The sequence below is a fragment of the Phreatobacter sp. GW821-FHT04C01 genome, from assembly GCF_059420385.1.
The window spans coordinates 995,188-1,014,369 of sequence record NZ_JBWKTP010000001.1 but is presented as its reverse complement, the minus strand read 5'-3'; the positions used below and the strand labels follow the sequence as shown (position 1 = coordinate 1,014,369).

General features: G+C 67.0%; 18 protein-coding genes. 1 reads left to right on the top strand and 17 read right to left on the bottom strand.

Annotated elements, in window-relative coordinates:
• Positions 1-13: 13 nt before the first annotated feature.
• From AC07WJ_RS04755 to AC07WJ_RS04685, 15 genes are all read right to left on the bottom strand, one after another.
• Positions 14-1,096, bottom strand: a complete 1,083-nt coding sequence (locus AC07WJ_RS04755) for a hypothetical protein (protein ID WP_494933356.1) — start codon at positions 1,094-1,096, stop codon at positions 14-16.
• A 108-nt stretch (positions 1,097-1,204) separates the two neighbouring features.
• Positions 1,205-2,206, bottom strand: coding sequence for an ABC transporter ATP-binding protein (locus AC07WJ_RS04750; protein ID WP_494933355.1), 1,002 nt, complete (start codon positions 2,204-2,206; stop codon positions 1,205-1,207).
• The gene (locus AC07WJ_RS04745) at positions 2,203-3,186 is read right to left on the bottom strand and encodes an ABC transporter ATP-binding protein (protein ID WP_494933354.1); all 984 of its coding nucleotides are present in this window, start codon (positions 3,184-3,186) and stop codon (positions 2,203-2,205) included. Before AC07WJ_RS04745 ends, AC07WJ_RS04750 begins: the two co-directional genes overlap by 4 nt.
• A 282-nt stretch (positions 3,187-3,468) precedes the next feature.
• Positions 3,469-4,419: an ABC transporter permease gene (locus AC07WJ_RS04740; RefSeq protein WP_494933353.1), complete on the bottom strand. Its 951-nt coding sequence runs from the start codon at positions 4,417-4,419 to the stop codon at positions 3,469-3,471.
• 7 nt (positions 4,420-4,426) lie between these two features.
• Positions 4,427-5,410, bottom strand: a complete 984-nt coding sequence (locus tag AC07WJ_RS04735) for an ABC transporter permease (protein WP_494933352.1) — start codon at positions 5,408-5,410, stop codon at positions 4,427-4,429.
• A 96-nt stretch (positions 5,411-5,506) separates the two neighbouring features.
• Positions 5,507-7,159: an ABC transporter substrate-binding protein gene (locus AC07WJ_RS04730; RefSeq protein ID WP_494933351.1), complete on the bottom strand. Its 1,653-nt coding sequence runs from the start codon at positions 7,157-7,159 to the stop codon at positions 5,507-5,509.
• Positions 7,160-7,305: 146 nt separating this feature from the next.
• Positions 7,306-7,605, bottom strand: coding sequence for a cupin domain-containing protein (locus AC07WJ_RS04725; RefSeq protein ID WP_494933350.1), 300 nt, complete (start codon positions 7,603-7,605; stop codon positions 7,306-7,308).
• On the bottom strand, positions 7,602-8,060 hold the full coding sequence (locus AC07WJ_RS04720; protein ID WP_494933349.1) for a hypothetical protein: 459 nt from the start codon (positions 8,058-8,060) through the stop codon (positions 7,602-7,604). The genes AC07WJ_RS04725 and AC07WJ_RS04720 overlap by 4 nt, the downstream gene beginning before the upstream one ends.
• 94 nt (positions 8,061-8,154) lie before the next feature.
• Positions 8,155-9,867 (bottom strand): saccharopine dehydrogenase family protein, encoded by a 1,713-nt coding sequence (locus AC07WJ_RS04715; protein ID WP_494933348.1) that lies wholly within the window; start codon positions 9,865-9,867, stop codon positions 8,155-8,157.
• Positions 9,864-10,325: a thiol-disulfide oxidoreductase DCC family protein gene (locus AC07WJ_RS04710; RefSeq protein ID WP_494933347.1), complete on the bottom strand. Its 462-nt coding sequence runs from the start codon at positions 10,323-10,325 to the stop codon at positions 9,864-9,866. Before AC07WJ_RS04710 ends, AC07WJ_RS04715 begins: the two co-directional genes overlap by 4 nt.
• Before the next feature lie 94 nt (positions 10,326-10,419).
• Positions 10,420-11,838, bottom strand: coding sequence for a serine hydrolase domain-containing protein (locus AC07WJ_RS04705; protein ID WP_494933346.1), 1,419 nt, complete (start codon positions 11,836-11,838; stop codon positions 10,420-10,422).
• Positions 11,839-11,953: 115 nt separating this feature from the next.
• Positions 11,954-13,225, bottom strand: a complete 1,272-nt coding sequence (locus tag AC07WJ_RS04700; protein ID WP_494933345.1) for an RNA polymerase sigma factor — start codon at positions 13,223-13,225, stop codon at positions 11,954-11,956.
• 9 nt (positions 13,226-13,234) lie between these two features.
• Positions 13,235-13,588 carry a YciI family protein gene (locus tag AC07WJ_RS04695; protein ID WP_494933344.1) on the bottom strand — a complete coding sequence of 118 codons (354 nt, stop codon included), beginning with the start codon at positions 13,586-13,588 and terminating at the stop codon, positions 13,235-13,237.
• Between the two features lie 145 nt (positions 13,589-13,733).
• The gene (rlmN, locus tag AC07WJ_RS04690; RefSeq protein WP_494933343.1) at positions 13,734-14,993 is read right to left on the bottom strand and encodes a dual-specificity RNA methyltransferase RlmN; all 1,260 of its coding nucleotides are present in this window, start codon (positions 14,991-14,993) and stop codon (positions 13,734-13,736) included.
• Between the two features lie 206 nt (positions 14,994-15,199).
• The gene (locus AC07WJ_RS04685; protein ID WP_494933342.1) at positions 15,200-15,760 is read right to left on the bottom strand and encodes an invasion associated locus B family protein; all 561 of its coding nucleotides are present in this window, start codon (positions 15,758-15,760) and stop codon (positions 15,200-15,202) included.
• 405 nt (positions 15,761-16,165) lie between these two features.
• Between AC07WJ_RS04685 and AC07WJ_RS04680 the strand changes: the two genes are divergently transcribed.
• Positions 16,166-16,732, top strand: coding sequence for a sigma-70 family RNA polymerase sigma factor (locus AC07WJ_RS04680; protein WP_494933341.1), 567 nt, complete (start codon positions 16,166-16,168; stop codon positions 16,730-16,732).
• Here the strand turns inward: AC07WJ_RS04680 and AC07WJ_RS04675 are convergent.
• Positions 16,716-17,543 carry a hypothetical protein gene (locus AC07WJ_RS04675; RefSeq protein WP_494933340.1) on the bottom strand — a complete coding sequence of 276 codons (828 nt, stop codon included), beginning with the start codon at positions 17,541-17,543 and terminating at the stop codon, positions 16,716-16,718. The genes AC07WJ_RS04680 and AC07WJ_RS04675 overlap by 17 nt on opposite strands.
• Positions 17,544-17,546: 3 nt before the next feature.
• Entirely contained in the window at positions 17,547-18,956 is a 1,410-nt protein-coding gene (gene leuC / locus AC07WJ_RS04670; RefSeq protein ID WP_494933339.1) for a 3-isopropylmalate dehydratase large subunit, read from the bottom strand.
• Between the last annotated feature and the right edge of the window lie 226 nt (positions 18,957-19,182).

Sequence of the window (19,182 nt, the reverse complement as noted above, 5' to 3'; positions counted from 1 at the left end):
CGCGCGCCGCTGCTCAGACCAGCGGATAGACCGTACCGACCCAGGGAAGCGCTGCCGCGCTCGCGGCGGCAGCGGTGAGTTTGCCGTCGGACGGGTCGAGGTCACCGGCGGCGGTGACCGGACCCGACACCGCGACGATCTGGGCCTGGGTCAGCAGGATGAAGCAAAGCGCCAGGTTGCCGAGGTGCCGGGCATAGTCGAAGGTGATGACATTGGTCACGAGATAGCCGCCGAGCACCACCGCGGCGGCGGCCAGATAGGTCCGATAGGCCAGCGGGCGGGCGATCCTGAGCGGCCGGATGCGGCGCGCCAGAAACGCGATGACCGGCAGGTGGATCAGCACGATCGCCGCGTAGATCGGCAGCCGCTTCGCATGTTCGGGCAACATGCCGATCGAAATGCGGATCTCCTCGGCAATCGTCGAGTACCACATGAAGGCCTGCCGGTCGGGCACCGGCTGCAGGGCGCGCGCCCGCAGGCCGTCGAGAAATGTCTCGACCGGCACCTTGGCCGCCGTGCAGACCAGCAAATGCGCGAAGAGCGCCGCGAGCAGAGCGAGCGAACCGGTGATCAGCGCGGCGTCGGTGGAGCTCAGCCGGCCGCGCTCGCCGACCGCGCGCACCAGCAGGATGCCGTAGATCGTCGGAATATAGATGGTCGCATGGACATGATGGATGAACAGCAGCAGCGCGCTGAGCCCACCGATCAGGCCATAGGCCCAGAGCCGCAGCGGCAGCAGCACGGCCAGCATGGCGACGATCGCGCCCAGCACATCGAATTTGCCGAGATTGCCGATGAAATTCTTGAACAGCAGCGGCGACCCGAACAGGAAGCAAGCGAGTACCAGGGTTTCCAGCAGCCGGACGCGATAGGTTCTGGCGAAGATCGCGGCATAGAGGACCGCGGCGACAGCGATCGCCAGGAAACCCTCGATGCGGACGGCCCAGGGCGAAACCTCGAAGGTGAACCAGGAATAGATCTCGCCGACCAGGCCGCGGCGGATCAGCCCGTGCTCATAGCTCGCCAGCCTGTGCACATATTCGGAATCCGGCAGCGGCGTCAGGCAGCGATGGGCGATCACCACGGCGAATGCCACAAGGCATATCAGTAGAATAGAACGATAGACCGCAACCGCGCTGGTCGATGCCGAAACTACCGAAGTCATGCCGTGTCATCCATGACGCGGCACGTAACAATTTGTTTCTCAGGCCGCAAGCCTCCCCTCGGTCACGGCGTGACAGGCGACCGTGCCGAACGCATCGGTGATGGCCGCCGGCATCTCGGTCCGGCATCGGCCGTTGGCCAGCGGACAGCGCGGATTGAACGGACATCCCGGCGGCGGCGTGATCGGGTTGGGGATCTCGCCATCGACCGGTTTGCGCGCCCGGCCGGACATGTCGAGGTCGGGCACCGCGTCCAGCAGCATGCGCGTATAGGGATGGCGCGGCGCCTTGAACATCTGCTTGGCCGGCGCCACCTCGACGAGGCGGCCGAGATACATCACCCCGATCCGGCTCGCCATGTGCCGGACCACGGCCAGGTTGTGCGAGATGAACAGATAGGTCAGGCCGAACTCGTCCTGCAGGTCGCGCATCAGATTGAGGATCTGCGCCTGCACGGAGACGTCGAGCGCCGAGGTCGGCTCGTCGCAGACGATGAATTCCGGTTTCGACGACAAGGCCCGGGCAATGGCGATGCGCTGGCGCTGGCCGCCGGAGAATTCATGCGGATATTTGCCGCCGTCGGCCGGATCGAGCCCGACCGTCTTCAGCAGCCGGCCGACTTCGGCTTCGATCGCGCCATTGTCGCGGATCAGCCCGAAGGCGCGGATCGGCTCGGCGATGATCCGGTCGACCCGCCAGCGCGGATTGAGCGAGGCGAACGGCGACTGGAAGATCATCTGGATCTTCTTGCGCAGCTCCTTGAGCTTGCCCTGGTCGTCGCGCTTCCACATGTCGATGCCGTCGATCGTGATCGATCCGTTGGACGGCGGCAGCAGGCCCACCACCATATTGGCGACCGTCGACTTGCCCGACCCGGATTCGCCGACCAGCGCGAAGGTCTCGGTCCGGTCGATGGAAAAGGAAACCTCCTGCACGGCCCGGAGAAAGCGCTTCTCCTCGCGCTCGATCATCCGGTTCAGCCAGGGCTTCGACACATCGAATGTGCGCGACAGGTTGCGCACGGACACGAGCGGCTCGGTCACGCCACTTTCTCCTTGGGTTCGGCATAGAGCCAGCAGGCGACCGCGGTCGCACCCACCGGAATCGGATCCGGCCGCTCGACGCGACAGCGGTCGAACACTTTCGGGCAGCGCGGATTGAAGGCGCAGCCCCTGGGGATCGCGGTCAGCCGGGGCATCGAGCCCGGGATCTGCACCAGGCGGTCGGCATTGGTGTCGAGTGTCGGGATCGACCCCATCAGCCCCTCGGTATAGGGGTGGCGGGCACGCTTGATGACGTCCTGCACCGGACCGATCTCGGCAATGCGGCCGGCATACATCACCGCCACGCGATCGGCCGTTTCCGCGATCACCCCCATGTCGTGGGTGATCAGCATCACCGCCGTGCCGTGATCCTTGCAGAGCTTTTTCAGGAGCGTGATGATCTGCGCCTGCACCGACACGTCGAGCGCCGTCGTCGGCTCGTCGGCGATGACCAGTTCGGGCCCGGCGCACAGCGCCAGCGCCAGAACGACGCGCTGGCGCATGCCGCCGGAGAACTGATGCGGATAGGCGTCGATGCGCTTGTCCGGCGCGGAGATGCCGACCTCGGCCAGGAGATCGATCGCCTTGGCGCGCGCCTGCGCCGCCGACAGGGTCGAATGGGTCTGGATCGTCTCGACCAGCTGCTCGCCGACCGTATAGAGCGGGTTGAGCGAGGTCAGCGGGTCCTGGAACACCATGCCGATACGCTTGCCGCGCAGCTTGCGCATGGCCTCCGCCGGCAAATTGTCGATACGCTCGCCCCGCAGCAGCACCTGGCCGCCGGCAATGCGTCCGGGTGGCTCGAGCAGGCCGATCACCGCCGTGCCGGTCATCGACTTGCCGGCACCGGATTCGCCCACCACGCCAAGCACCTCACCCGGCTGGATGTCGAAGGAAATATGATCCACCGCGGTGAGGATGCCGCGGCGCGTCGGAAACTCGACGACAAGGTCGCGAACTGACAGGACAGGTGTCGTCATTTCAACTCGTCTACTCCGGGCGTGTTGTCAGTGATGGATCGGGTTTGACGGGCGCGATTTTGACCGAGGAGAAGGAGAATGAGGACGCAAGCCTTTCGGCTTGCGACGATATCCGACGCGCTCATCGGTCAAAAGCGCCCCGCCGTCGGAGGCGGTGAGGTGGAGAATGGACGAATGCAGCCTCGCATCGCTCGCTGATAGAAGAGTATCGGCGGCGCCATGCTCCTCCCCTTTGGCCATTTTTGACCTCATCAAGCTCCAATCCATCACTGACAACATGCCCTAACGCAGCCTGGGATTCAGAGCGTCACGCAGCCAATCACCTAACAGGTTGATCGACAAGGCCAGCAGCACCAGGGCCAGCGCCGGGAAGAACAAAATCCACCATTCTCCCGAGAAAAGATATTGCTGGCCGAAGCGGATCAGCGTTCCCAGCGACGGCTGCGTCGGCGGCACCCCGACGCCGAGGAAGGACAGGGTCGCTTCCTCGATCACCGCCAGCGCCAGGTTGATCGTCGAGATGACCAGCACCGGCCCGGTCACATTGGGCAAGACGTGGCGCAGCATGATGAGGAAAGGTGAGCGGCCCATGACGCGGGCGGCCTGGACATATTCCTTGTTGCGCTCGACCATGGTCGAACCGCGCACGGTGCGGGCATATTGGGCCCAGTGCGACAGCCCGATCGCCACGATCAGCACCCAGATCGCCACCTGCTCGTGGTTCGAGGCGGCAATCAGGCCGCGGGCGACGCCGAAGAACAGGAGCGCGATCAGGATCGCCGGAAACGACAGCTGAATATCGGCGACGCGCATGATGAAGGCGTCGATCCGGCCGCCGCGATAGCCGGCGACGAGGCCGAGCCCGACCCCCATGGTCACCGAACAGAACACCGCCGCGAAACCGACGAACAGCGAGACGCGCGAGCCGTAGAGGATGGCCGAGAGGAGGTCGCGGCCCTGATTGTCGGTGCCCAGCCAATAGACCGTGTTCGAGCCGAGGCCCGGCTCGCCCGGCCTGGTATAGGCGTCCAGCAGGTTGAGCACCGCCGGATCGAAGGCGTCCTGAGGCGCCAGATGGTTGGCGAAGATCGCCGCGAGCAGCAGGAGCACGGTCATCAGCGCGGCGATCATCGCCACCGGCGAATGCCGGAAGCTCCAGGCAATGTCGGAATCCCAGGCCTTGGCCAGCCTGGCGCGCAGGCCCGGTCGGGCCGGATGAGTTGAAATTGTCATGTCCGCCTCAATGCGCCGTGGCCGAACCGGCGCCACGCAGGCGCGGGTCGAGCGCGAAATAGAGCAGGTCGACGATCAGGTTGGTCACCACGAAAACAAAGGCGACGAACATCAGATAGGCCGCCATGACCGGGATATCGACGAACTGCACGGCGTTGACGAACAGCGCGCCGAGCCCCGGCCACTGGAACACGCTTTCGGTGACGATGGCGAAGGCGATGACCGAGCCGAGCTGCAGGCCGACCACGGTGGTGACCGGGATCATGGTGTTCTTCAAGGCGTGCTTGAACCAGATGGTGCGCTCCGGCACGCCGCGGGCGCGGGCGAATTTGACATAGTCGGTGCGCAGCGTCTCGAGCATCTCGGCGCGCACCAGGCGCATGATCAAAGTGAGCTGGTAGAACCCGAGGGTCAGCACCGGCATGACCAGCGACTTGAGCCCGGAGACCGTCAGCAGGCCGGTGGTCCACCAGCCGAACCTGACCACGTCGCCGCGCCCGAACGAGGGCAGCCAGCGCAGCTCGACCGCGAACAGCCAGATCAGCCCGATGCCGATCAGGAAGGTCGGCAGCGACACGCCGATCAGCGAGATCGACAGGATCGCATGCGACAGGAAGCCGTCGCGGCGGATCGCGGTGATGACGCCGAGCACGACCCCGACGACGAGCGCGAACAGCGCCGAGAGCACCGCGAGCTCGACGGTTGCCGGCAGCCGCTCCTTGATCAGGTCGATGACCGGCCGGCCCTGGCGATAACTGATGCCGAACTGCAGCTGCGCGGCATTGCCGACGAAGCGGGCGAATTGCACCGGGAACGGGTCGGCGAGACCGAGGTCGCGCGCCAATTGCTCGCGGTCGGCGATCGTCGTCTCCTGCCCGACCAGGTTGGACACGGGATCACCGACGAAGCGGAACATGGAAAAGGCCACCAGCGCCACGGCCAGCATGACCAGGACGGCCTGAGCGAGGCTCTTCACGGCATAGGCGAGCATGGTTCGATCCGTCCTGTCGGCAAAACGAAGCGCTCCGCCCGCCTCCGCGATGCGGAGGCGGGCGGCAACTCAGGAGCAGAACTCAACCGCAGGCGATCACGAGTTCACGAAGCGGAAATATTTGAACCAGGCCTGCGCGTCCGGATGCACCTGCATCTGCAATCCGCCGCGCATGGCATGGCTGATCGACTGGACATGCAGCGGCACATAGATCGTCTCCTCCTTGAGGATCCGCTGCAGGTCGGCGATCTCGGCATTGCGCCTGTTGACGTCGGGCATGGTCTGCAGCGCGATCATCCGCGTGTCGAGCGACGGGTTGGAATAACGCGTGCCGTTCCAGGTGCCGTTCGAGGCGGTCCGGGTGTGGAACATGAAGGTCAGGACATATTCGGCGTCATAGGTCGGGATGCCCCAGCCGACCAGGTAGAAGTCGAGCTCCTCGCGCTGCAGTTCGGGGAAATGCTGCGCCGCGGGCTTGGCGACCAGCGTCACCTTGATGCCGATCTGGCCCATCATGCCGACCACCGCCTGGCAGATGTTCTCGTCGGCGACGTAGCGGTTGTTGGTGCACTGGAGCGACACCGAGAAACGGGTATTGCCGGCATCCGCCCGGCGCGGATAGCCGGCCTCGTCGAGCGCCTTGTTGGCGGCCGCCACGTCGAGCCGCGGCACCGCCGCGATCTCGGGCGAGTAGCCGGAGATGAAATTGGTGCCGACATATCCGATCGGCACGCCCTGGCCACGCATGACCACCCGGGTAATGGCGTCACGGTTGACCGCGATATTGATGGCGGCCCGCACGCGCCGGTCGGCGAAGGGGTTCTTGCCCTTGATATCCGATGTCTTCAGCTCGGCCGGGCCGACATTGAAGCCGAGGAAGATGACGCGGTTTTCCGGACCGGTGCTGACCGTGACGCCCTGGCTCTGCTGCAGGCGCGCGATATCCTGCACCGGCACGTCGTGAACCACGTCGACCTCGCCCGACAGCAGGGCGGCGATGCGGGTGGCATCCTGCTGGATCGGCACCAGGATCAGCTCGGACACTTCGAGCGGGAACTGGTTGCGGCCCCAATAGCCCTCGAAGCGGCGCATCACGGTGCGCACGTCCGGTTCGCGCGAGACGAGCTGGAAGGCGCCGGTGCCCATCGCCTGCCGGGTCGCGCCATTTTCCTGGCGCTCGCGGATGTTCTGCGGCAGCGCCGCGTTGTTCGCCTCGGCCCAGGCCTTCGACATCATGAAGATGTTGGTGAGGTTCTCGAACAGCAGCGGGTTCGCCGCCTTGGTCTTGATCCGGATGGTGTGGGCGTCGACCTTTGTGACGCTTTCGATCGAGGTGATCAGGCCGCGGAAATCGGAGTTGGGCGAACGCGCGCGATCGAATGAAAAGATCACGTCGTCGGCGGTGAAGTCGGTCCCGTTGTGAAACTTGACGCCCTGGCGGAGCTTGACCTCCCACACCGTCGGATCGTCGGTCAGGTTGCGCCATTCGGTCGCGAGCGTCGGCACCAGCTTGCCGTCATAGCCACGATGGACCAGCGGCTCGTACAGCTGATGGGCGACCGCCGTGGTCGGGCCGATATTGGCCGACATCGGATCGAGGGTCTGGGCGTCGAGCGAACGCGCCCAGCGCACCGTGCGGGCCTCCGCGCCCGTCGTCGACAGGACGGCGCCGGCGATCAGCGCGCCGGCCAGCCAAGCCTTGCCGAAACGCCGGATTCGCTCGAGACGCCAAAGTCTTTCGAAATGCATGGACCCCTCCACCACACGACCATTTGCCAGGACGCAAGCCCGGCTGGTGGAGGGATCATAGCAATGCGTCTTGCGGAGTCACGGACGTATCGTGAGCGACAAATGGCCACGGAATAGGCAATTATTCTACCGCAGCGCAGCAATCGTCAGGGCTTTATTTCAATCTCGATGAACGCGTAGGGCTTGCCCGAGGCATTGATGATGTTGTGCTCGACGCCTTCGCTACGGAAATAGGGAACGTGGGCGGTCAGCACCGCTTCCGTCGACGTGCCGCCGGGCAGCTCGGCGACCAATTTGCCGTCGGCCAGCGGCACCACGACATAGTCCCAGCCATGGCGATGCCAGCCGGTCTCGGCGCCGTCGGCGAAGTTCCAGCGCGTCACCTTCACCTTGTCGTTGTCGACGAGGACATCCGGTTCGGCAGGGGTGCGGCAGGTGAACGTCATGTCTTGGATCCTTCCGTGGATTGAATGCCGGCCGTTCGGCCGGCGATGAGCCAGTAGAGAAAACCGGCGACCAGGCCGGCCACCAGATGGATCGAAAGGCGGTAGGCCGTGAAAGCCGGCTCCTCGCCGAGCAGATCGTCGACCGGTTCGCCGGCGGCTTGAAAGACCGCGTAGGCCAGCGCGCCGAGCGCCCCGACCAGACCGATCGCCAGGTGAAAGGCGGGCGCGCGCCAGCGCCTGACCTCGGCGACCAGTTCGACCACGAGCAGCGGCCACATGAAACCGGCGGCCTGAAACACCAGGAAGCCGACGATGAAACCGCCGGCGAGCAGCTCCGGGATCCTGCCCTTGTTGAGATCGAACACCAGCACGATCGCGCAGCCGACCGCCATCGCGACGGCGAAACCGAAGACGACGCGCAGCAGCCGAAGCAGGGAATGGGCGAAGCGATTCATGCGGCGACGTTAGCCGTGCGACCTGGGCGTTGGAAGCGCGCTCCGGTCACGGGAGCCCTACGGAGAGACCGGCAGACGCGCCCGGCCAAATCTGTCAGCCGCGGTCGCCGGGCTCGTCGCCGACTGGTTCGAGCCAGCCGCGATAGCGCACCGCCAGCCCGAACAGGCGGTGGCCGATTTCGACGTGAAAATGGAACTTGCCGTCGACGACGGTCTCGAAGGCTTCGCCGCCAGGGGCCAGCGCCAGCGGCATGGGAAGCCCGAGGATCGACCATCGCCGCGGGACCAGTTTGAGCCTGCCGGCCTCGACCACCAGGGCAAGGTCGAAACGCGCCAGGCCGAAGCGCTCGACCAGGAGATGCGCGGCCCGGCCGGTGCCGGCCTCCTGCGTGCTGGCGAACCGCCTGCCCGCGAATGTCCGGCGCCAGACCTCGCGCCCGGGCGTCCGCTCGAAGGCGACTTCGACCGGGACATCCTCGCCCGCCGCGGGAAAGCCGATCAGCGCCGCCACGACCCGTGCGAACAGGCCGGTTCCACGTTCGACCTTGGCGCGGCCCCTGGCGAGGAAGCGCGGCTCGTCGCCATGCATGGCGCGCAGCGGCGCCGGCAGCGCCGCGAAGGCCGATCCAAGCAGCCGTCGATAGAGCGACGTTGCCGCGGTCTCGGCGGCATCGTCGCGACAACCGTGCACGATGCCGCGCCCGGCAAAGGACGGTTCGTAGTCCGCGAGCTCCAGCGCGGTCGCCGCCGAGCGCGCGCCGGCCGGCGGCGTCCGGCCGTCGAGATGGTGGCGGATCAGCACCTCGGCGGCCATTGACGGAATGAACGGTCCGCCATCGCCTTCGGCCACCAGGTGCCAGGAGCGCGCGACCGGCCGGCCGTCCGGCGCCGTGCCGGTCATCTCCACGATCATGCCGCCGCGATGCTCGCCCCAGGCGAGCCGGTCGACGACCCCGTGGAACAGCGGCGCCAGGGCCGCCAGCGATGGCAGCACATGCCAGCGCACCAGCAAGGCCAGCAGGCTGAGCCCACGATGCCAGACCTCCGGCGCCGGCCCGGCCCCCATCCAGACCGTCCGGACCCCGGGCCACAGCCGCGGCAGCTCGCGCAGGTCGGGAACGTCGACCAGCGAGAAGCGCGTCGGGCGAAGCGGCAGGTGGCCGGGCGGCGCGATGGTGCGGTTCCAGACCTCTACCAGCGCATGGCCGTGGACGTCGCGACCATCGCGCCTCAGCCCGATCGGCTTGCCGGCATAGCTGGCGATGGCACGGATGACGTTCTCGCCGACGCCGGCATGGGGCGATGGCGCGACGCCGCCGGCGATCGTTCGAACCGCCGCCCCGTCGGCGGCGAGTTGGCGAACCACCGCGGCGGTCAGCACCGGAAAGCTGCTGGCCCCGGACAGCACGAAGCGGTTTTTCAGCTTCGCCTGCTCGTCGAAAGCCGTGATGCCATCGACGAATTCAGCGCCGTCGGACAGGTCGATATAGGGGATGCCGGCCGCTAGCGCCGCCTTGACCACCCGGTAGGGGTCATCGCCATAGGCCTGGAACGGGCCGGTGGCATCGACGACCATGTCGGCGGCGGCGCTGCCCAGCACCGCCGCGAGATCGCCGTCGCGGTCGCAGGCCAGCGGCTCGGTCCTGGCCCGGCCCATGAGCCCGGAACAGAAGGCCTCGGCCTTGGCGCGCGACCGGCCGGCAATGATCAGGGTCAGCCGCGGCTCGTCGAGCAGCAGCCGCGCCAGGCGACCGCCGAACGTGCCGTAGCCGCCGAGGATCAGGACACGCAGATGCTCGGGCCTCATGCCAGGAACCGGTCCTCGTCGCCGCGTTCGGTGAGATAGCAGCTGTCGCGCCGGCCGAGCCTGAAGCGGTTGCGCGCAATGACGTCATAGACCCGGTCGCGCCAGCCCGGCGGCAGCAACCGGCCGACCCGGATCAGCGACCAGGGCAAGCCCAGCGCCGCGAAGATGCGCAGGATGCCCTCCGACTTCAGGAAGGCGGCCCCGTCCTCGATCAGGATGCTGGTGGTGTAGTCGGCCGGATCGAGCTGGAAATGCCGGAACAAGGCCGCGCCGAGCGGTGACTGCGCCGGCAGCAGGCGGAAGCGCCGGGCCTTGTCGCGCTTGAGGATGAAGCGCGCCCAGCCCGAGCAGAACGCGCAATAGCCGTCGAAGACGATGATCGAACGGTCATCCGGAAAGGCCGGCACCGCCGGGTCGCGGCGCCAGCTGTAACGCTCCAAGGTCTCGCCGTCGCTCATCGGGCCAGCATAGGCGGCGGCCCGGCGGGCGGGCAATGGCCGTTGCTGTCACAGGCCGGGCGACGGCCCGGCCGGGTCGAACCGCCGGAGCCGCTCAGCGAACGACAGCGCCGTAGATCAGGTTCTTGAACAGCATGCGGGTATGCACCCGGTTGGACGGTCCCTGCGCCATCAGGATGCCGACGATCTGCTCGCGCGGATCGATCGTGAAACTGGTGCCCCAGGCACCGGCCCACATGGCATCCCCGGTCGAGCCCGGCGCGACCGCGAAACCCTCCTGCAGCCTGACGGCGAAGCCGAGACCGAAACCGTAGCCCGGCCCGGTCGAGGCCGCCGTGGTGCCGCCCAGGCCGACCAGGTGGTTCGACAGCATGAACTCGACCCATTTCTTCGAGACCAGCCGCTGGCCCTGGAACTCGCCACCGTTGAGGATCATCTGGGCGAACTTGAGATAGTCCTCCGCAGTCGAGACCATGCCGGCGCCGCCCCTGAAATACTGGCCGTTCTCCGCCGGGTTCTCGAAGATCCGGTAGGCCGGCCACATGATCGCCTTCTGCGGATCCTGGTCGAGCGTTTCGGCGAGCCGCGCACGCTGGCCCTGGGCGACGTACCAGGCGCTGTCCTGCATGCCGAGCGGATCGAGAATCGTCTCCTTGACCAGGATATCCAGCCGCTTGCCGCTGACCCGCTCGAGCAGCAGGCCGAGCACATCCACCGAGATCGAATATTCGAAGGCCGTGCCGGGCTGGTTGAACAGCGGGATCTGGCCGAGCCGGCGCAGCATCTCGTCGCCGGAAATATTGGCCTCGCGCCCCTCGATATTCTGCCGGTCGTAGAGGTCCTTCAGCCGCGTCGAGCGAACCGAGCCGGCGTAAGAAAAGCCCGACGTGTGGCGCAGCAGGTCCTGCACGGTGATCGGCCGGTCAAGCGCGACGTCCTCGGTGGTGACCTGTCCATCGGCGCCGGTCCGCCGGACCTCGGCCTTCAGATCGCGCAGCTCCGGCAGCCAGGTGGTGATCGGGTCGGAGAGCTTCATCTTGCCCTGCTCGATCAGCATGACCGCCGCGGTGGACACGATCGGCTTGGTCATCGACGCCAGCATGAACAGCGTGTCGCGGGTCATCGGCACGGTCTTGGCCGCGTCGCGGAAGCCATGGGCTTCGAAATGGACGATCCGGCCGCCGCGCGCGATCAGCGTCACGGCGCCGGGAAACATGCCGCGATCGACCTCGCCGCGCATCACGGGCGCGATCCGCGCCAGCCGCTCGCGCGACATGCCGAGCACCGTGCCGCCATCCGGCCCGGTTGCCCGGCCCCGCTCGCGGCCGCGGTCGAAGCCGGGCCCGCGCTCGAAACCCGGTCCGCGGTCGGGGCCGGGCCTGCGCTCGAAACCGTTGCCGCGGTCGAAGCCGCGGTCAGGCGGCGGGCCGAACTGCGCCAGCGCCGCCGCGGGCATGACAATGGAAGCAAGCGTCAGGGCGAGCGCTGTCGCGCTCAGGCGTGGAGACCGCATGAAATCCTCCCGGGATCGCGGATGGGACACCCTCCGGTCTTGCCGCCGGATCCACGCAACCTGACCATTCAGACCGCCGATGGGTCAAGCCGCGATACCGTATCGCGCACCGGCCTCAGGCCTGCGGCCCGGAACCGGTGCCGGCCGGCCCCAGCGCCTCGCGTCGCGCCTGCAGGAAGCGCCGCACGGCCGGATCGGCTTCCAGGCCGATCGCCCGGTCATAGGCACGGTTCGCCGCCGCCACGTCGCCGGCGCGGGCCAGCAGCCCGGCGCGCGCCGCCCAATAGGGCTGGTACTCGTCGAGACGCGCATCCCCAGCGGCCTCGTCGAGCGCCGCCAGACCCGCCGCGGCCCCCGCCGTCTCGGCCACGGCGACCGCTCGGTTGACCGCCACGACCGGCGACCCGGTGACCGCGCCGAGCACATCATAGAGGCTCTCGATCGCGCTCCAGTCGGCGCATCCCGTCCGCCGCCTGACCGCATGGGCCGACTGGATCGCCGCCTCCAGCTGATAGCGGCCGATCGTCGCCATCCTGCTGGCCCGCAGCAGCAGGGCCTCCGCCTCGTCGATCAGCGCCATGTCCCAGAGCGCCGGATCCTGTTCGGCCAGCGGCACATAGTCCCCCCGCGCGCTGCGCCGGGCGCCGCGCCGGGCTTCCGAATAGAGCATCAGCGCCAGCAGGCCGAGCGCCTCCGGCTCCCCCGGCAACAGCGAGACGACCAGCCGGCCAAGCCAGATCCCCTCGTCGGCGAGGTCGCGCCGCTTCGCCTCGGTGCCGGCCGGATCCGACCAACTTTCGGTGAAGGCCGTGTAGATCGCCGCCAGAACCGCATCCAGCCGTTCGGCGAGATCAACCTGGTCGGGCACGCGGAAGGGAATTCCGGCAACCCGGATCTTGGCCTTGGCGCGCGCCAGGCGCTGACCCATCGCCGCCGGCGAGACCAGGAAGGCCGAGGCGATGGTGGCCGCGTCGAGCCCCAGGATGGTCTGCAGGATCAAGGGCGCGCGAAGGTTCGGATCGATCGCCGGATGGGCGCAGGCAAACATCAAGGCCAGGCGGTCGTCGGGGATCGGCGTCCTGGCCGCGACGGAAGCGGCCAATTCCTCGGCCGCCAGCATCAGGTGGTCGACCGCGCGTTCGGCGCCGCGCCGGCGCCGGTCGTTGTCGATCATCCGGTTCCTGGCAACGGTGAGCAGCCAGGCTTCGGGATTGCGCGGGACGCCGGAGCATGGCCAGTCGACCAAGGCCTTGGCGAAGGCTTCCGACAGCGCGTCTTCGGCGCCGACGACATCGCGGGTGCGCGCCGCGAGGATCGCGACGAGCCGCCCATAGCTTCGGCGCGCCACCGCCTCGGCGATCTCGCGGCTGTCCTGATCCCGCGGCATTGGCGGACCTTAAGGGTATACGTCCCAGATCGGCCGGACCTCGATCGTGCCGAGGCTGGCGCCGGGACAGCGCGCCGCCCAGGACAGCGCCGCGTCGAGATCGGGAACATCGATCAGGCAATAGCCGCCGAGCTGCTCCTTGGTATCGGCATAGGGACCATCGAGAACCTGTTTCTTGCCGTCGGAGATCCGGACGCTGGTGGCGGTCGCCACCGGCCGCAGGCGATTGCCGCCGAGATAGTGGCCGGCGGTCTTCATCGCCTCGATATAGGCGCCATAGGCCGCGATCACCTCGCCGAGGGCGGCCTGGCTCGCACCTTTCCGGGCGGATTCATCTTCGTAGATCAGCAGCAGATATTGCATGGTCGTCTCCTGAGCCCAGCGCGGCGCGCCATGCGCCGCCGGTTCAGTGACGCTCTCGCCGGCCGGCTTTTGACATGCGGCGGAAAAATAATGCCGCCGCGCCGGGCCAGCCTCAAGCCGGCAAGAGCCGGACCGGGCGTTTGGCTCAGTCCACCATCGCCATGGCGCGGAAAGCGTCCTGCTCGCTCTTCGACATCAGCGCGGCGCGATCCTTGGCCCGCAGCTTCTCGGTCTCGCTCTTCAGCTGGCCGCAGGCGGCCTGGATGTCGCGGCCGCGCGGCGTGCGCACCGGCGACGAATAACCGGCATCGAACACCACGTCGGAGAAGCGTTCGATCTGCTCCCAGTCCGAACATTCGTAGCGCGAGCCCGGCCAGGGATTGAACGGGATCAGGTTGATCTTGGCGGGTATCCCCTTCAGCAGGCGCACCAGGCGGCGGGCGTCGTCGACACTGTCATTGACGTCCTTGAGCATCACATATTCGAAGGTGATGCGGCGGGCGTTCGACAGGACCGGATAGTTGCGGCAGGCGTCGAGCAGCTCCGCGATCGGATATTTGCGGTTGAGCGGCACCAGTTCGTCGCGCAGGGCGTCGGTCGCCGCATGCAGGGAGATCGCCAGCGACACGCCGGTCTCGGCGCCGACGCGCTCGATCATCGGCACGACCCCCGAGGTCGACAGCGTGATGCGGCGCTTGGAGAATTGCAGGCCGTCCTGGTCGAGCATGACCTTCAGCGCAGCCGTGACGTTCTCGACATTGTACAGCGGCTCGCCCATGCCCATCAGCACGATATTGCTGACGAAGCGGCCGCCGTCATCGGGTACGAAGGCGCCTTCCGGCGGCTCCTGGCCCGGCCAGTCGCCGAGCCGGTCGCGCGCCACGATGATCTGCGCGACGATCTCGTCCACCGTCAGGTTGCGCACCAGCTTCTGCGTGCCGGTATGGCAGAAGGTACAGGTCAGGGTGCAGCCGACCTGGCTGGAAATGCACAATGTGCCGCGATCGCGCGTCGGAATATAGACGGTCTCGATCTCGTGCCACTTCTCGCCCTCGAACTGCGGCGGAATGCGCAGCAGCCACTTGCGCGTGCCGTCGGTCGAGATCTGCTCGACCACCACTTCCGGCCGGTCCAGCGTATAGGCCTCGTCGAGCGCCGCGCGCAGCTGCTTCGAGACGTTGGACATCTCGGTGAAGGTCTTGGCGCCGCGCTGATAGATCCAGGACCAGAGCTGCGAGACGCGCATGCGCGTCTCCTTGCCCTCGATGCCGATGGCGCCGAGCGCCTCCTTCAGGCCGTCGCGGTCGAGGCCGACCAGCGAGCGTTTGACCGGCAGGGGCCGGATGGCTTCGACAGGCGGCTTGGCCTGGACGGGCTTGGCATTGGAAAGATCGAGCGTCGGCATCGGGTCAGGCCTCTGGCCACGGCATTGTCGAGCGAAATCGGCACCGGTTCGCCCGCGGGACATGCCATGGTGAAATGGGTTGCTGCATCGCTCCGCTGCGCGGAGCCGGTCGCGTTAGCCGGCGCCTATAGCACGAAAGGCTGCCCAAAGGCAGCCTTTCGAAAGAGCCCACGCCCCAGGGTGGGTTCAGGGGCGGGTTGGGGGGCTCAGCGGCATTCCTGCGCGACGCGATCGAGCGCCTGGGCAAGCCCGGTGAGCGAATAGGTGTCGGTGGTGACGTTGCCGCGCTGCGAGGTCGAGCGCACCGTCAATTGCGATCCCGAACGCATGCTGGTGATCACCCGGCCCTCTTCCGCCGGGTTCTTCACCCAGGCGCCCTTCTCCTGGGTCCACATGGCGAAGCTGGTCGGGCCGACCGCGACCGTCGCGTCGCCGCGCAGCGCGAAGCCGAGCGTCAGCGAGATCTCGTTGCGGACATTCTCGCCCGGACGCGAGGTGATGAAGAAGAAGGCCGGGTCGCGCTGCAGGTTGGCCGGCGCGCGCGTCTTCGGCTGCGAAGCCGCGTAACAGACCTTGCCGCGCGGCGTCGTCGAGGTGAACACGCCCCAGTCGCCGAACTGGGCAACGGCCGCCCCCTGCTGTCCGCCGGCCGCCGGCGCAGCTGCGGCCGGACGACCGCCGGCCGGGGCGCGTTGCGCCGCCGCCTGCTCGGGGAGAGCGACAGCCGCGATGGCCAGGAACATCAGGAAAGGAGTGGATCGCAGCATCGCATGACTCTACGGGTTCTTGGGCACCGGGCAGGATCGGCTCCGCCCCACATTCCCGTTAGCTTTCGAAGATCACGGTAAAGATGGGGTAAAGGACGAACCAGATCCATGATGAAAGGTGCGCGACAGGCAGGTGACGAAGCGGCGTCTCGCTTCTGGAGTGTGGTACACACCAGCCAATCCGGGCAAGACAATGGCAAAGCCCGGTGCTCGCAGCGAAACGTCTCGGTGTGCAGGCTATGGTCGCATGTTTCGGCCTCGCAGGCTCACCTTTGTTCGCCGCGGACCTGATGTAACCATGTTAAGAAACCATATACTATAATACCTCCCTCCCTCCACAACTTTTATGCTAGGTTAAGTTGTGCTCGGGGGTGCGGGGCGTCCCGTCTGCGAGAGGGTGGGTCCTTGGTATCGCGTGACCAACTGGCGGACTGGGTTGATGCGGTGGCTGCCAAACGCGACCGGCAAGCTTTCAGTGCCCTGTTCGATCACTTCGCCCCGCGGCTCGTCGGCCATCTCGTCCGGCTCGGCGCCGATGCCGCCACCGCCGAGGAGCTGACCCAGGAAGCCATGGTCACGCTCTGGCACAAGGCGGCTCTGTTCGACCGCTCGAAGTCGTCGGTCGCCACCTGGCTCTACCGCATCGCGCGCAACCGCAGGATCGATGCGCTCCGGCGCGACCGGACCGATCGCTTCGACGTCAACGAGCCGATGCTGATGCCGGCGGGCGAACCCGACATGGAGGACGCGATCTCGCTCGCCAAGCGCGAACAGAGCGTGCGCGTGGCGCTCGCCGATCTGCCCGAGGAGCAGCTCTCGCTGGTCCGCCTGGCCTTTTTCGACGGCCTGTCGCATTCCGAAATCGCCGGACAGCTGCACCTGCCGCTCGGGACCGTCAAGAGCCGGATCCGGCTGGCCTTCACCCGGCTGCGCCGGACGCTCGAAGCGAGCGGCATCAGGCAGGAGGCGTGAGCCTCCCGGCAAGCCCGATCTCGCGTTCCAGCCGTCCGTGCAGCGCGGCGAGCTGCGCGATCCGGCTGTTGACCCCCAATTCGTAATCGGCCGCGACGACGGCGTTGCGCTGGAAGCCGTCATGGCTCTGCACCGCCGCGGCGAGCGAATGGTGAAACGCCTGCAGGATCGGCGACAGCGTGGCCATGAGCACCAGCGTCGCCGTGTCGTAGCGGCGTCCCTCGCCCGCGAAGGCCGCCTCCAGCGCGCCGAGATCCGCGTCGATGCCGATGATCGCCTCGGAGACCCGGTTCTCGGCCAAAAGCCTGGCGCCGGCATTGGAGAAATCATGCGCCACGGTCTCGGCGCGGCCGTCGACGACGAAGCCGAGCGTCCGGGCGCCCAGATTGGACAGTTCCGACATGTACCAGGCGTGATCGTCGATCAGGATCCGGCGGAGCTGGGAGTTGAGCGATTGCTGCAGCGAGCGCTCATACTCGTCCTTCATGATCTTGGTCTGCGCCGCCTGCTGCTCCACCGAATTGCTGAGCTGGCCGACCTGCAGCAGCAGCGCCTCGCGGTTCAGCTTCAGCTCGGCGCGCTGCGCCTCGAGCTCGAATTTCTGCAGGAGGGCTGTCACCACCAGCCAGAGAAAGGCGATCGGCGCGCACAGGCCGGCCAGCGCGTCGCCGATGTCGTTCAGCCCGAGAGCCGGAATGCTGTCGCGTTTCAGGAAGGCGACGAGCGCGCCGAAAGCCAGCCAGATGCCGGTGAGCCAGCGGGCCCACCGGACCAGGCGATCGCTTCGATCATTGCCCTCGGGTGTCGCCACCCGTCACCCCCAGTGGCGCACGTCCACGAAATGGCCTTCGATGGCGGCGGCCGCCGCCATGATCGGCGAGACGAGATGGGTGCGGCCCTTATAGCCCTGGCGGCCCTCGAAATTGCGGTTCGAGGTGGAGGCGCAGCGCTCGCCCGGCTTGAGCTTGTCCGGGTTCATCGCCAGGCACATCGAGCAGCCCGCCTCGCGCCATTCGAAACCGGCGGCCAGGAAGATCTTGTCCAGGCCTTCCTGCTCGGCCTGTTCCTTCACCAGCCCCGAACCCGGCACGATCATAGCCGAGACGGTCGAGGCGACCTTGCGATCGCGAACGATGCGGGCGACTTCCCGCAGATCCTCGATGCGCGAATTGGTGCAGGAGCCGATGAACACCTTTTCCGGACGGATGTCGGTGATCTTGGTGCCGGGGGTGAGGCCCATATAGTCGAGCGCCCGCCACTTCGAGAGGCGCTTGTTCTCGTCCTCGATCTCGTCCGGGTTCGGCACCACGCCGGAAATCGAGATGACGTCCTCGGGGCTGGTGCCCCAGGTGACGATCGGCGGCAGATTGCCGGCATCGAGCACGACGGTGTGGTCGAAATGGGCGCCCTCGTCGGTATAGAGCCCGTCCCAATATTTGACCGCCATGTCCCAGGCCGCCCCCTTCGGCGACTTCGGACGGCCCTTCAGATAGGCATAGGTCTTCTCGTCCGGCGCGATCAGGCCGGCACGGGCGCCGCCCTCGATCGACATGTTGCAGATGGTCATGCGGCCTTCCATCGAGATCGCGCGAATGGCTTCGCCCGCATATTCGATGACCGAGCCGGTGCCGCCGGCCGTGCCGATCTCGCCGATGATGGCGAGAATGATGTCCTTGGCGGTGACGCCGTCCTTCAGCTGTCCGTCGACGCGGACCAGCATGTTCTTGGCCTTTTTCTGGATCAGCGTCTGGGTGGCGAGCACATGCTCGACCTCCGAGGTGCCGATGCCGTGGGCCAGCGCGCCGAAGGCGCCATGGGTCGAGGTATGGCTGTCGCCGCAGACGATGGTCGTGCCGGGCAGCGTGAAGCCCTGTTCCGGACCGATGACATGGACGATCCCCTGGCGGATATCCGCCGCGTCGTAATATTCGACGCCGAACTCCGCGGCATTGTTGGCCAGCGCCTCCACCTGCAGGCGGCTCTCTTCGTCCTTGATGCCGAGGACGCGGTCGCTGGTGGTCGGCACGTTGTGATCGACGACGGCGAGCGTCTTCTGCGGCGCGCGCACCTTGCGGCCGGTATTGCGCAGGCCCTCGAAGGCTTGCGGGCTGGTCACTTCATGGACCAGGTGCCGGTCGATATAGAGAAGGCAGGTGCCATCGTCCTGCTGGTCGACGACATGGTCGTCCCAGATCTTGTCGTACAGCGTGCGGGCCTTGGCCATGGCGGACCTCTTACGATCATTCCAACGTGGCAGGTCTCATATCGTCGAATTCGCCCAGTGAGAAGAGGGCGCGAACCCGACGCATGGCAGAACGCCATGAGCGATATGGCGAATTGGTGCGGCCGGCCGGCCGATGCCAGGGATCGCCGCTTTCCGAGACGCCATACCCATCAAGGATAGATGGCGAAGGGCGCGCCGCATCACCAGATGTTCCACGGGAAGACAC

Excerpts from the sequence above, each read along its gene's own strand:
- AC07WJ_RS04695 (WP_494933344.1), bottom strand. The coding sequence starts at position 13,588 with ATGCAATATCTGCTGCTGATCTACGAAGATGAATCCGCCCGGAAAGGT.
- AC07WJ_RS04715 (WP_494933348.1), bottom strand. The coding sequence starts at position 9,867 with ATGAGGCCCGAGCATCTGCGTGTCCTGATCCTCGGCGGCTACGGCACG.
- AC07WJ_RS04700 (WP_494933345.1), bottom strand. The coding sequence starts at position 13,225 with ATGCCGCGGGATCAGGACAGCCGCGAGATCGCCGAGGCGGTGGCGCGC.
- AC07WJ_RS04685 (WP_494933342.1), bottom strand. The coding sequence starts at position 15,760 with ATGCTGCGATCCACTCCTTTCCTGATGTTCCTGGCCATCGCGGCTGTC.
- AC07WJ_RS04710 (WP_494933347.1), bottom strand. The coding sequence starts at position 10,325 with ATGAGCGACGGCGAGACCTTGGAGCGTTACAGCTGGCGCCGCGACCCG.
- leuC (WP_494933339.1), bottom strand. The coding sequence starts at position 18,956 with ATGGCCAAGGCCCGCACGCTGTACGACAAGATCTGGGACGACCATGTC.
- AC07WJ_RS04745 (WP_494933354.1), bottom strand. The coding sequence starts at position 3,186 with ATGACGACACCTGTCCTGTCAGTTCGCGACCTTGTCGTCGAGTTTCCG.
- AC07WJ_RS04705 (WP_494933346.1), bottom strand. The coding sequence starts at position 11,838 with ATGCGGTCTCCACGCCTGAGCGCGACAGCGCTCGCCCTGACGCTTGCT.
- AC07WJ_RS04735 (WP_494933352.1), bottom strand. The coding sequence starts at position 5,410 with ATGCTCGCCTATGCCGTGAAGAGCCTCGCTCAGGCCGTCCTGGTCATG.
- AC07WJ_RS04725 (WP_494933350.1), bottom strand. The coding sequence starts at position 7,605 with ATGACGTTCACCTGCCGCACCCCTGCCGAACCGGATGTCCTCGTCGAC.
- AC07WJ_RS04740 (WP_494933353.1), bottom strand. The coding sequence starts at position 4,419 with ATGACAATTTCAACTCATCCGGCCCGACCGGGCCTGCGCGCCAGGCTG.
- AC07WJ_RS04720 (WP_494933349.1), bottom strand. The coding sequence starts at position 8,060 with ATGAATCGCTTCGCCCATTCCCTGCTTCGGCTGCTGCGCGTCGTCTTC.
- AC07WJ_RS04730 (WP_494933351.1), bottom strand. The coding sequence starts at position 7,159 with ATGCATTTCGAAAGACTTTGGCGTCTCGAGCGAATCCGGCGTTTCGGC.
- rlmN (WP_494933343.1), bottom strand. The coding sequence starts at position 14,993 with ATGCCGACGCTCGATCTTTCCAATGCCAAGCCCGTCCAGGCCAAGCCG.